Source organism: Candidatus Enterococcus huntleyi, assembly GCF_009933175.1.
GTDB classification, from domain to species: Bacteria; Bacillota; Bacilli; order Lactobacillales; family Enterococcaceae; genus Enterococcus_K; species Enterococcus_K huntleyi.
The window spans coordinates 1-13,385 of sequence record NZ_MAEJ01000008.1 but is presented as its reverse complement, the minus strand read 5'-3'; the positions used below and the strand labels follow the sequence as shown (position 1 = coordinate 13,385).

Here is a 13,385-nt window from a genome sequence, read left to right as displayed (position 1 = left end):
GCAACAAAAAAAGCGCCTAGGCGCTTTTTTTGTTGCACTTGTTGAGAGTTAAGATAATTTTGTGAAGTGCAGTGAGAACCCTTTGAAATCACCTTTGATGCGCGGAATTAAGAGTCCAGCATGGTTCAATTCACTGCCACTATAGATGTTTCCTGTCTGAGTTTCTTTATAGAGAGCTTCCTCATCCAAATAGGTTGTTTTCAGGTATTCAACGGTTTGGGCAGGACGAGCGAGTCCATGGGAATAGATAAGTAAAGCATCCGTGTCATTGACAAATAACCAAGCGGTAGATGCCTGTTCATCGAACGGTTTGAGTCGATAAAAAGAACCAAATTGAATCAGTTTTCGATGTGTTTTGTAAAAAGCAATCTGCTCTTTAATGGCTGCTAGGTCCTCTTTTGTTTGTCGTTCAAGAGAGAGTTCATAGCCAAAGTTGCCGCTCATGGCAATCAAGAAACGCGTCTCTAAAGGTGTTTCTCGGCCAATCTGGTGATTAGGTACTTCTGAGATATGCGCACCTAACATAACTGGTGGGTATAGGAGACTATAGCCATATTGGATCTTCGAACGACAAATGGCATCCGAATTATCACTGGTCCAGGTTTGAGGCATGTAAGCCATCATTCCTGGGTCGAATCGTCCGCCACCGCTAGAACAATTTTCAAAAAGAACCTGAGGATAGCGTGTCGTGACTGTCGCTAAAATCCGATAGAGACCTAGTACATAGCGATGGCTGACTTCTTTCTGCTGGTCATGAGCAAGGCCAAAACTCCCGACCTCTGTTAAATGCCTGTTCATATCCCATTTGATATAGGTAATCTTTCCAGAAGAGAGATAGGTATCGAAGACTTGAATTAAATAATCCTGCACATCACGTCTACTCAAATCTAACACAAGCTGTTGACGCCCTTGCGTTTGCGGATAACCAGAAACTTGTAAACTCCATTCAGGATGCTTTTTATAGAGGTCACTTTTTTCTGAGATCATCTCTGGTTCAAACCAAAGACCGAACTGTAAGCCCATTTCTTGAATGGTGGTCGCTAAATGATCAATGCCATCAGGTAGCTTGTTTTTATCTACTGACCAATCACCAAGAGAGGTCGTATCATCATTACGTTCGCCGAACCAACCATCATCTAAAACAAATAGCTCAATCCCTAATTCTTTTGCCAGAGTCGCTTGTTGGATAATCGTTTCTTGGGTGAAGTCAAAATAATTTCCTTCCCAAGAATTTAATAGAATAGGACGTTCAGTCTGACTCCATTGGGTAGGGACCAAATGCGTTTGGTATAGCGTGTGAAAGTTCTGTGACAGTTGATTAAAGCCGCGGTTGCTGAAGTTTAAGACAGCCTCAGGAGATTGGAAAGCCGTCGAAGCTTCCAGTTTCCATTCAAAGGTTTCAGGATTAATCCCTAATTGAACCCGTGTACTCCCATACTGTTCAACCTCTGCTTGCGCTACAAAATTACCACTATAAATAAGATGAAAACCATAGACAACACCACTATCTTCAGTTGCCTGAGAATCTGCTAGAGCGAGAAATGGCTGATGCTGCGGGCTGCTTGTGCCACGAACAGACTCAATTTTTTGAATCCCTGGATGTAGTGGTTGACGAGCAATATTTGCTTCATTCGTATGCGCACCGTATAGCGTAATAAAGTCGTAATCACTTCTCGGGAAATCAAGCATCATCGAACCCGCATTTTCAAGATAAATCGCTTGAGTTCCATGATTACGATACTCAACGCTACGAGTAAGAATGTCGAGCGTTTCATAAATCGTATAGCGAAGAACCATCTCTAATTGCTGCTGATGATCCACTAAATATATTTCCAGAGTCTGTGTCTGCTCGTTTTCACCACGTACAGAAGGTAACCCAGATAGAGTCGGCTTTTCATCGAGAATTTCGTAATGATCATAAATAAAATTCGTGACACGACCACCAGTATTGTTGCGGAACTGATAATTACTAATGCGGAAATCCAGACTACCCTGAGTACTTGTTTCTAAAGGTAAAGCATTTAAAGAGAAATTCCGTTCTTCATTAATTGGATTCGTAGCAAATCCTCTGTCAATATAAGGCAGTTGATTGACTTTATGATAGCTTTCAAGTCGTTGGCCAAAATAAAGATGGGTAATATATTTTTCTTTTTCTATTCCGATAATATAGCTCATCGTTGAATTGCTTAAATGGAAAAATTGTTGTTGTTCATCAAATAATATTGTCAATTATCGCACCTCTTCCGTATTTCTTTTATCTTATCTAGTATAATGAGAAGCAACAAGAGGAAATAATTTCAAGGAGGGTAAAAAATTGCAGAATTTTGTCCGTCAATTTTATTATCTTAATGAGCCACAACTACCCGTCATACGAGGAATTGGAATTGGGCAAGGAAGTGCCAGCTATGATTGGGATGCCAGCGTTAGAAAAGATCAACTAATTGTTTTTCAATTAACCATAAGTGGAACTGGTTATATAGAAAGAGGCGGTAAACAACAACGATTGAATAAAAACCAAGCATTCTTTGCTAAAATACCTGGACAGTATCGCTATTACGGAGAAGAATGGCAATTTCTATTCATCGAGTTTTCGGCCGTGATGCTGCAATGGCTAGAAACGCCATTTTCAATTATAGAAGGTTCAGATGAATTTGTAGAAGAATTATTGGCGTTGGCAGATGAACTAAAGTCAGGAGAAATCAGTGCGTTTGAAAATGCTCGAATCTCCTTCGATTTATTTCTGAAGCTAAAGGAATACACGCAATCCCAAGAACAGAAAAAGTCGAAAACCGTCCAACAGATAAAGGCTTATTTAGATACGGATTATATGAGCGATATCAGTTTGGATCAATTGGCAGATAGCTATGGCATGTCTAAATATAAGATTATTCGTCAATTTGAAGAGGCCTATAAGATAACACCGATGAATTATCTGAAGCGAGTACGCGTCAGTCAGTCACTGTCATTTTTATGGCAAGACGACCCCATTGAAACCGTCGCTACAACAGTCGGCTTTTCGTCAGGCAATTACTTCAGCAAAGTCTTCAAAAAAGAAATGGGCATGACGCCAAGTGACTATCGCAATCAGAAAGCTCTTTATTATCGGGAGTTGTAGAAGATGCAAACTATTCCATAAAAATTTGTCTTAGTCGGCTAATGTAACTACGAAATAAACTAAATAAACCGCCAGAAATCTTCTTTCAAAAGAGAGAAAGATTTCTGACGGTTTATTTTGGTGAGCAAACTTTTATTCACGGCTTCCATTTATAGAATTAAGTTAAATTGGCGATGACTAGCTACTTTGACCTTGTAGCCAGGTATCGAGTTTTGTGAATAGCTCTTTGACTGATGGTTGATCGGTTTGCTTTAAAAAGTCATGGTCGAGATAGTATAGCGGAACGAACTGGCTGCCGGGAATTGCTTTGGCTAACTGTTTACTATAGCGAAAAGGAATTTCCTTGTCGGTGGTGCTTGCTGTACTGAAGCAGATAGGAAAGTTGGCTAAGTCTGCTTGTGTGAGTCTGTATTTTTCCGCTGTTTGTGTAGTCAGTCCATAGTAATCAAGGAGTTTTTGTTGCTGTACAGCAAAATGATAGAGCAGGAAGCGTTCTAAAAATGGATCATCCCAGACAGCTGCTGTTGGGCTGGTATCAATTGTCTGAATGTCTTTTTCTGTTATCTCGGTTGGAATAAGTGTTCGTTCCACATTTAGAAAAGCCAAATCAGTATAGCCGTAGAAATTCACTAAAAATTCTGGTGCAAGACTAGGAAACTGTTTGAGTAATTGGAGCATCAAAAAGCCGCCTGCTGATCGACCACAGAAACTGTAAGGTCGGTTTTTAGTGATTTTTCCTTGAACATACTGAATGGATTCAAATAAGGCTTGAAGGATTTCTTCGAGTGTCGCATTGGGTGCAAGTAAATAGTCGAAGACGATGACCTCGTACTTATTTTTTAAGAAAACTTCGGTAAGCTCGGTGGGTAAATCACTTTTTGTGCCGTAAACAAGTCCGCCGCCATGGAAATAAAAAATATAGTTTTTGGGCTGAGAGGTCGGAAAATCAGATTGATAATAATCGATTGCTGAACCGTTAGGTAATTTTAGGGTCTTTTTCACGAGCATTTCTCCTCATTTTTATAATGTAGGCACCAATTTCATGATTCAGTAATTGCAAAGGATTGCTGAAGTCAATCGCCAATAGACGTTCGATTTTATTTAAGCGATAGCGAATCGTTTTTGAATGCAAAAACATCTCGTCCGCTGTTTTATTGAAGTTACGATTATTGCGTAAAAACTGATAAAAGGTTTCAAAAAGATCGTAATTATTATTTGCTAAAGCAGCTAAATTTTCAGGAATAAAGCTATCCATTTCTTCTAATTGTTCATTTTGAATGAAATAACGGAAAATCCCGATATCTGCTAGACTGACAATCGCATCACTATAAAAGGTTTCGTTGAAACGCAAAATATCCAAGCACTCAACAAGGATTTCTTTGATTGCCGACTTAGGTTTGACGTTACTAATAGAAAAAGCCAATTCAGGATATTTTTCGATTGTTTGACCCAAGAGCTTTTGAATTCGTTGTTTAGTGATAGAGCCATTCGCCTCGTCAAAATTAAATAAGACGATTGAATAGCTGTGTTGATCAAAGAAGATGGAGTGACTTTTTAGTGATTTTAGCTGGATTAAGATGCGTTCCTTAACCAATTGGATAGTCGTCGAACGTGTTGAAAAAGCAATCGCCTGATAATCAGGATAATCCCGCATGTTGGCTTCCGATAGAAGACTGTCTAGCTCAAGCGGGTTCGCCGGCGTGTTTTGTAAAATCGCATCGGCTAAATTGTTTAGGCGAGTGTAGCGTTCTTTATTTAATAAACGTTCGGTATTGAATTTTTCCTGAAGCACGTCAATGGTATTTTCAATGATTACTAGATTGGTTTCTTTAATCTCTGGGCTATCCAAATAAACGAGTAATAGACAGTTGCTGGAGTAACTATTGAAGATGCTGACCTCGATTGCTTTTTGTTCCTGTGCTGTAGATTGTGAATAGAGTGTGAGAAGAGAATAGTCATTTTTAGTGAATTCACCATTCGCGATGGGCTCTCTCGATAGCACAATACAGTTACTTAGTTGCTCGCCAAAACTAACCTCGACTTGCTTATCGACAAGCTTTAAAGAGCAAGGATGACCAATCATTTGATAAAATTCTTCCATAATTGCTTCTATAGAAGAGTTATTTTTTTCCAACTGGGTGAACCGTTGTCTCACCTCATAATAGGTCCGCAAGATGTGCGTTTGATGATTGAGTAAGGGTTCATAAATCGTTAAAAGAATTTTTTCATAGCTAATTTCTTGGGCAATCTTAATTAGTGGAATTTCATACTTGAAACATAAATCGATGAACCAGACAGGAATCATCGTAATGAAACGATCCATTTTGACGACTAGTCCGCTTACACCAATCTGTTTCATTTTTGAAAAGAATTCCTCGAGTGCTGGCATCTCCAATCCGCTGAAAGCGTAGAAGGAGGTCAAGATTAATTGATTATTCTTACTCCAAACCTCAATATCAATCGCCTCTAAGACCATCGCTGAATCAACTTCATTCTCCAAACCAATCTCTTTTGTTAAGAGTTTACTCGTTTTTAATTCACCAATCGATAAAAGCTCTCTTAATTTCATAGAATTCTCCTTTTTGTCCCTTATGGATAAAAATTATAACACTTATTTAGAATATTGTCCGATGAAAACCCATACAATTAAATTTACAATAGGTATTGTATTCAATGATAGGGGGATAAATATGTTAAATACTGTTATTTTAAAAAATAATTATCAAGACTCTATAAATCTGATGCTACTGACCAATCGAATCAATGATCTCGCAGAAGTTGAGATGAGTCAATTGATGATGGGAACGGATGCAAATAAAGATATTTTACAAAACACAGGGCTGTTGACGCAAGAAGCAAAAGCAGCTTCACCTAATGATCTGATGATTGTTGTGGATAGTCAGTCCGACTCAGTAATGGATTTAGTGTTACCTGAGGTGGATCGTTTCTTAGGCGATTTATCTTCGAAGAGCCAAGAGACTACTGAACGTGTTTCGACGTCGTGGAAGGAAGCTTTAACTAATTTACCAGACGCTAATATGGCGCTATTCAGTATTCCAGGTGAATACGGGGCTGCTGAAATGGAAGTTGCGTTAAAAAATGACTTACATGTATTTTCATTTACAGACAATATTCCGATTGAGGATGAGGTCCGTTTGAAGAAATTGGCTCATGAAAAAGGTCTCTTGATGATGGGACCTGATTGCGGAACCGGAATTATTTCTAGTATCCCGATTGCTTTTACCAACGTTATCGCGCCTGGCAATATTGGCGTCGTGGGCGCATCGGGAACTGGGATTCAAGAAGTAACGACGATTATTGATCGCTTAGGTGGTGGAGTCGTTCATGCAATTGGAACAGGCGGTCGTGATTTAAGTGATGCAGTCGGTGCCATTACTATGAAGGATGCCATTGTTGCGCTTGAAAATCATGAGCCAACAGATGTCGTGTGTGTTATCTCGAAGCCACCTGCAAAAGAAGTGCGTGATGAAGTGGTTCAATTGTTACAAAGTATCTCGAAACCAGTCGTAGCAATCTTTTTAGGTGAAAAACCGGCATCTCATGAAGGTAAAGTGTATTTAGCCCATACGTTAGAAGAAACGGCGAAGATTGCAGTGGATTTAGCGAATGAAGTGGCGATTAAAAAGAATTATTTTGAAGAAGTTTCACTGCCAGATGTACCACAACTTGATGAAGACAAAGTCATTACCGGTTTATATTCAGGCGGCACGTTGGCGGCAGAAGCAGGCATGCTGATATCTGAAGCGGTCGGTCTCGAAGGCTTAGTTAAGAAATCTGGATTCGTCTTGCAATCGCATGGCTATGATGTGATTGACCTCGGCGATGATGTCTATACTCAAGGAAAACCGCACCCAATGATTGATCCAGAGGTACGTATAAAGAAAATTAAAGAGTATGCAGCTGACGAGAAGACCGGCGTTATATTATTAGACTTCGTGTTAGGCTACGGCGCGCATGAAGATATGGTCAATGCTCTATTACCAACTATTAAGGAAGCGCAGCAAACTGCAGCGGAAAATAATCGGCCGCTTTATTTTGTAGCAACAGTTGTAGGTACAAACAATGATCCGCAAAATTATGCCCAAGCGGTTCAAACGTTGAAGGAAAATGGTGTTTTTGTAGCAGAAAGCAATGCCAAAGCTGTCGCTCTGGCTTTGGGCTTAAAAGGCTTGAAGGTGACGGAAGCGGATAAAGACGTGCGCGAATATACCGGCGAAAAAGTAAGTATTCCAGAAATCAGTCCTAAAATAATGGAATTATTGACTACGAAACCACGGATTATCAATATCGGGTTAGCTAGCTTCAATGAATCAATCCATAAATTTGATGGGCAGTCCGAACAATTTAGTTGGAAGCCACGGGCCAATGGCAATAAAAAAATGATTAAAATTTTAAATGCTTTAGAGGAATACGACGAACAAATTGAAGTAGAAAACCAAAAAGTGACAGACAAGATTAAAAATGCGCAGCCGTTCCTAATCGATGTTGTACCTGCCAAAGACGCGATTCCTGAGTTGAATGAAGAGAAGAAAACAATTCTTCATGCCGGACCGCCAATCACTTGGCAAGAAATGACGGGACCTATGAAGGGAGCTGTCGTCGGCGCCGCTATTTTTGAAGGCTGGGCGAAAAATGAAGATGACGTGACCGAGTTAATTAAGCAAGATGAAATCCGCTTTATTCCTTGTCACCATGTCAATGCAGTCGGTCCAATGGGTGGAATTACCTCCGCAAATATGCCCGTGCTAGTTGTTGAAAATCGCTTAGATGGCACCAGAGGTTACTGCACAATGAATGAAGGAATTGGGAAAGTCTTACGCTTTGGCGCCTTTTCTGAAGAGGTTATTACGCGTCTAAATTGGCTACGTGATGTCTTAGGACCAACACTTTCTAGTGCCTTAAAGAAAACAGAGGATGGTATTAATCTCAGTGTTCTTATCGCACGTTCTATAACGATGGGGGATGAATTCCATCAACGGAATTTTGCCGCTTCACTAAACTTTTTACGGGAAGTTGCCCCATATATTATCTTAGTGGACATGGATACACAAGCCCGTTTCGATGTGATGAAATTCTTAGCTGATACCGATCAATTTTTCTTAAATATTATGATGGCCGCTGCTAAAACGATGGCTGATACAGCAAGAAAAGGTGCGAAGGGCACGATTGTTACAACACTTGCTAGAAATGGTGTCGAGTTTGGGGTTCGGATTGCTCAAACCAACGATGAATGGTTCACGGCACCAGTTAATACGCCAAAAGGCCTCTATTTTACTGGCTTCACTGAAGACGATGGCAATCCTGATATGGGGGATAGTTCAATTACTGAAACGGTCGGTGTTGGTGGTATGGCGATGGTGGCAGCACCTGGCGTGACGCGCTTTGTCGGCGCTGGTGGTTTCCAGGATGCACTAGATACCTCCAACGAAATGGCTAAGATTAGTGAGGGTCATAATCCAACTTGGACGATTCCGACGTGGGATTTCCAAGGGACTTGTCTAGGGATTGATATCCGCAAAGTCGTTGAAACTGGCATCACACCAGTCATTAATACAGGCATTGCTCATAAAAATGCTGGCGTTGGTCAAATTGGTGCTGGAACTGTTAGAGCACCGCTTGCGTGTTTTGAAAAAGCCTTGGAAGCTTACGCACGAGATTTAGGAATTGAGGTCGACTAACGACTAAAAGGGGGAAAGCCAATTTGTTAAATGTAATTGCACTAGGGGGAAATGCGATCCTCGATAAAATACCAACCGATGAAGGACAACGTGAGGTTGTACGCAATGTGGCGCGAGAATTGGCCAAGTTTATCCAACAAGGAGAAGAGGTGGTCTTGTGCCACGGCAATGGTCCGCAAGTCGGAAACTTGTTAGTTCAACAAACAGTCGGGGAGTCCGACAAAACTCCGATGATGAAATTAGATACAAACGTTGCAATGACAGAAGGCAGCATCGGTTACTGGATTCAGCAAGCACTTCAAAACGAACTTGCCGACTTAGGAATTAAAAAAGAGGTCGTGAGTATCGTCACTCAAATGGAAGTTTCCGAAAATGATCCTTCTTTTGAAGTGCCAACGAAGCCAATTGGTCCTTTTTATACAGCACAAGAAGCACAAGAAAAACAAGCGAAAGGAGAAGGCATTTACCAAGAGGATTCAGGACGCGGTTATCGGAAGGTCATCGCGTCACCAAAGCCTATTCAAATTATTGAAAAAGAGACTATTTTGTCATTAATCGAAGCTGGGATTATCACAATTTGCGTAGGTGGCGGGGGCATTCCTGTGATTAGAAATGAAGAGGGCGCTCTGACTGGTGTCGAAGCAGTCATTGATAAAGATCTCTCTGCACAGAAGCTGGCGGAAGAAATAAATGCAGATCGGTTGATTGTTCTAACCGGAGTTGATTATATTTATGTCAATTACAATCAGCCAAATCAGAAAAAGATTGAAAAGATGACCTGTGAAGAAGCCCAAGGGTATATTCTTGAAAATCAATTTCCGCCAGGGAGTATGCTACCTAAAGTTGAATCGGCGATGGCGTTTGTCAAAGCACATCCTCACAGAGAGGCGATTATCACCTCAATCGAAAATTTAGGAAATATTCCTAACGGATTCGGTACCACCATTGTTTGTTAATCCAACAAAAAGGAGAGAAAAACGAGATGAATAAACGCAAGAAAATAATGTTTCTGATAGTATCGATACTTTTTGGAGCGGTATCAGGGGTCAGCGCCTATGCCGCCGAGATTGACAGTATTGTCGCACCAACAGGACTGAAAGCTTTATTAGTTTTAGTGCCGTTAATCTTAGTTTTGGTCTTATTATTTAGAAAAGTAGATATGATTATTGCTGGGTTGGTCGCCGGTGTGTTGGCCATGATTATTGGTGGAATTAGTTTAGCCGATGCCAACAAACAGCTCTTAGAAACGATTCCGTCGATGCTGAGTATTACTGTACCTATCATCAATTCTGCTATAGCGATGGCTGTCTTTAAGGTGGGGAGTTACTCTGCTGCTTTGACGTTAGCGAAACGTGGCACCAAAGGGAAAGTTGAATATGTCTCAGCATTTATTGTTATTCTATTAGCTGCAGCAACCTACATGTCAGGGATCGGTGGCGGGAGTGCCATGGTTATCGCGCCGCTAGCTTTTGCCGCAGTTGGCGTGGTACCAGAATTAATTGCTGCGATGTCTCTTGCTGCTGCAGTCTCATTTACCACTTCACCAGCTTCCTTAGAATCAAGCATTGTATCAAAATTAGGGGATGTCAGTGTTTCAACGTATGTGGCTGAAATGCGTCCATTCTGGTTAGTATTTGTTATTTTAGCAATTGTTTTAGCCTTTTGGGGAACAAAACGTCGTAATATCGGCTTTAAAGAATCAGAAGATGATGAGTTCGAAAAGAAAAGTAATGGCGAGCTATTTAAAATCACTTTACCAGCCATCTTCTTATTATTTGCGGTAATCTTTGGTCCTATCGTAAATGACTTAATTAACTTTGCTTTCTTCACGCCATTAGTATACATGGTCCTAACCTTAGCGTTAATTTACCTATGTACAGACTTCTCGATGAATAAATCGGTCGAAGCGATGGTTGATGGCTCGACTTATATCTTAACGAGACTGTTCCAAGTTGGGATTTTCTTAGCCTTTATCAATGTGATTGCCCAAACGGGAACCTTTGCCGTGATTGCTGGGGTGGCCCAAAATGCACCTGAGTTTATCGTGGTTCCGGTAGCTATTTTGACCGGCGTTTTGATTGGAGTGCCCGCCGGTGCTTACGTTGGCTCAGTGCTTACGCTAGTCCTGCCTGTCGCCGTGTCATTAGGATTTCCACCAATTGCCTTAGGTTTTGTAACTATGGGTGTCGGTTTAGGTAGTCAAATGAGCTTCGTTAACATTACGATGCAAGCGTTATCTTCAGGTTTCCAGATTCCTATTTTAGAGGTGGTCAAAGGGAACGTCAAATGGCTCAGTATGGCTTCAGTTATCTTGTTAGTAATTGGTTTAATTTTTGGATAAAACGAAGGAGTGGAAGAAAATGGATTTATTAATCAAACAAGTACGAATCAACGATGGTGAACCTTTGCAAGACGTCGCAATTACTGACGGGAAAATCACCGAAATTGCCCCGACTATTGCAGGCACAGCTACGGAAACCATCGAAGGAAACGGCCGCGTATTAATCCCAGGTTTAGTAGAAAGTCATATTCATTTGGATAAAGCCTTGATTGCAGATCGCGAACCTAATAAATCGGGTACCTTGAAAGAAGCCATCGAAGTGACAGCCAAGTTGAAACCAACGTTCACTGAAGAAGACATTTATACGCGTGCAAAAAAAGCCTTGGAAATGATTATCAGCCACGGCGCGACAGCTGTTCGGACCCATGCTGAATTCGATCCAGCACAAGGCTTCACAGGCTTTAACACAATTATGCGTTTAAAAGAAGAATACAAAGAGTTTATCGATATGCAAGTGGTGGCCTTCCCACAAGAAGGAATTTTCAAAGCGCCAGGCACTGAAAAAATGATATACGAAGCGATGGAAATGGGCGCAGATGTGGTCGGTGGGATTCCGTATAACGATGCACCAGCCAACGAACACATTGATTTGATTTTTGAAATTGCTAAAAAATATGATAAAGACATCGATTTACACCAAGATTTTGCCGATGAAGCAGATAACACATCGATCGAATATCTATGCGAAAAAACGATCAAAGAAGGTTATCAAGGGCGCGTTTCAGTCGGACATTTGACAGCCCTTCATGCGATGGAACCGGAACGCTTAGAAAAAGTCATTGCCAGTATGGCAGAGGCCAAAATCAATGTCATGCCACTGCCAGCAACCGACTTACATTTAGGCGCACGAAATGATTCATTTAACGTGAGACGAGCGGTGACACCAATCCGCAAATTGCGTGATGCTGGGGTTAACGTAGCACTCGCAACCAATAATATTCGTAATGCCTTCACACCTTATGGTAATGGCGACCTCATCCAGATTGCGATGCTCGCTGTGCCAGTCGGACATTTAGGCGGCTCAGATGATTTACCAACGGTACTACCGATGATTACGGAAAATCCAGCCAAGGCGTTAGGCCTAAAAGACTACGGCTTAGCTGTCGGTAAAAACGCCGATTTAGTCTTGTTAGACACCACATCAATAGCAACAGCTTTGATTGATTTCCCAGAGCGTGCCTATGTGATTAAGAACGGTCGAGTAACCGTAAAAGTTGAAAAAACAGTTACTATCATGAAATAAATGAATCAAATTAGTCCAAATAAAGAGTAAAATGGAGATAGAAGAGAGCTCAATCCTCTTCTATCTCTCTGTACATAAGAGGAGAAAGGTGGGAATTAGCATGACTCAAACAACGATCAGTTCCTATTTGATGCCACTCACACGATGGGGTTCGATGAGGAAGATTCATAGTATTTTTGAGCATTCTCTCAATATAATCGTCGGGCAGCGTTTGATTAATTTGACGAGCTATCCCACCTTTCTCTCAAGTTTTGGTTTGCGTGTCACCGAGGCAGACTTCCAAGCCATTCGTTCTTATACAAAGGTAGGCGACTTGGTAAAAATTTCAGAGAGTCAATTGGTGATATATAGCCGCCAAAAAGTTCAAATTCTTTCATTAAAACCCACCAAAGTAAAAGATTTAGCAATCGGGGTGGTACCTTATAGCGAAGGACACCTTCAAACAGTGGTTGACTCAATAACGGACCTAGGATTACAAAAGAAGTTAGGGCTAGAGTTTGCAGACAAAGAAAAACGTTTTGCGCGACAGCTTGCGAAAGCCGAAATAGAGCCAGAGATGATTACTTATTTTATAGGTCGAGGCAAAGGCTTAACTCCCAGTGGCGATGACTTATTATTAGGCTATCTATACATGCTCAAACTCTATCAAAGATCACAAGCTGCAACGCTACAAAAACTAATCCAACAATCAATCAAGAGAACCACAATCATCAGTGAGAACTATTTTTTAGCTCTCGCAGATGGCTACGTCAGCTCAGTATTCAAAGATTTAAATGACTATTTAATCAATCCAAATTCGCTGAATCTTGACGAGATAATCCAAGCAATTTTGGCAGTCGGACATACGTCAGGGGCAGATATGTGCTACGGCCTGTTGCTAGGGGCTAAAGCTGTGCAAGTGAGTGAAGCTGAGTAGTTGTGAAAAAGACTTATAAAATAGAATAATTAAAAAAGAACCTGCGACAGTTTGGTATGCTACCCCTATCT

Annotated in this window: 9 protein-coding genes; 6 read left to right on the top strand and 3 right to left on the bottom strand. The window is 41.0% G+C overall.

Features of this window, described 5'->3' with window-relative positions:
- Nucleotides 1-48: 48 nt before the first annotated feature.
- The gene (locus BAU15_RS05395) at nucleotides 49-2,229 is read right to left on the bottom strand and encodes an alpha-galactosidase (RefSeq protein WP_161841723.1); all 2,181 of its coding nucleotides are present in this window, start codon (nucleotides 2,227-2,229) and stop codon (nucleotides 49-51) included.
- 85 nt (nucleotides 2,230-2,314) lie between these two features.
- On the opposite strand from BAU15_RS05395, the gene BAU15_RS05390 reads away from it, so the two are divergent.
- Nucleotides 2,315-3,115, top strand: coding sequence for an AraC family transcriptional regulator (locus tag BAU15_RS05390; RefSeq protein WP_161841722.1), 801 nt, complete (start codon nucleotides 2,315-2,317; stop codon nucleotides 3,113-3,115).
- Between the two features lie 177 nt (nucleotides 3,116-3,292).
- Here BAU15_RS05390 and BAU15_RS05385 read toward each other — a convergent pair whose 3' ends face one another.
- Together BAU15_RS05385 and BAU15_RS05380 are read right to left on the bottom strand one after the other, a co-directional pair.
- Nucleotides 3,293-4,123: an alpha/beta hydrolase gene (locus BAU15_RS05385; RefSeq protein WP_161841721.1), complete on the bottom strand. Its 831-nt coding sequence runs from the start codon at nucleotides 4,121-4,123 to the stop codon at nucleotides 3,293-3,295.
- Nucleotides 4,092-5,684 carry a PucR family transcriptional regulator gene (locus tag BAU15_RS05380; protein WP_161841720.1) on the bottom strand — a complete coding sequence of 531 codons (1,593 nt, stop codon included), beginning with the start codon at nucleotides 5,682-5,684 and terminating at the stop codon, nucleotides 4,092-4,094. Before BAU15_RS05380 ends, BAU15_RS05385 begins: the two co-directional genes overlap by 32 nt.
- 121 nt (nucleotides 5,685-5,805) lie before the next feature.
- On the opposite strand from BAU15_RS05380, the gene BAU15_RS05375 reads away from it, so the two are divergent.
- The 5 genes from BAU15_RS05375 to BAU15_RS05355 all read left to right on the top strand — a co-directional run bounded on the left by BAU15_RS05375 (nucleotide 5,806) and on the right by BAU15_RS05355 (nucleotide 13,314).
- Entirely contained in the window at nucleotides 5,806-8,814 is a 3,009-nt protein-coding gene (locus BAU15_RS05375; protein ID WP_161841719.1) for a bifunctional FdrA/YlbE family protein, read from the top strand.
- A gap of 23 nt (nucleotides 8,815-8,837) precedes the next feature.
- Complete coding sequence (gene arcC / locus BAU15_RS05370; protein WP_161841718.1) at nucleotides 8,838-9,770, top strand: carbamate kinase; 933 nt, start codon at nucleotides 8,838-8,840, stop codon at nucleotides 9,768-9,770.
- A 47-nt stretch (nucleotides 9,771-9,817) separates the two neighbouring features.
- On the top strand, nucleotides 9,818-11,155 hold the full coding sequence (locus BAU15_RS05365; RefSeq protein ID WP_420022118.1) for a citrate transporter: 1,338 nt from the start codon (nucleotides 9,818-9,820) through the stop codon (nucleotides 11,153-11,155).
- A gap of 19 nt (nucleotides 11,156-11,174) precedes the next feature.
- On the top strand, nucleotides 11,175-12,398 hold the full coding sequence (locus BAU15_RS05360) for an amidohydrolase family protein (protein ID WP_161841716.1): 1,224 nt from the start codon (nucleotides 11,175-11,177) through the stop codon (nucleotides 12,396-12,398).
- 100 nt (nucleotides 12,399-12,498) lie between these two features.
- Nucleotides 12,499-13,314, top strand: a complete 816-nt coding sequence (locus BAU15_RS05355) for an oxamate carbamoyltransferase subunit AllH family protein (RefSeq protein ID WP_161841715.1) — start codon at nucleotides 12,499-12,501, stop codon at nucleotides 13,312-13,314.
- Nucleotides 13,315-13,385 lie beyond the last annotated feature (71 nt).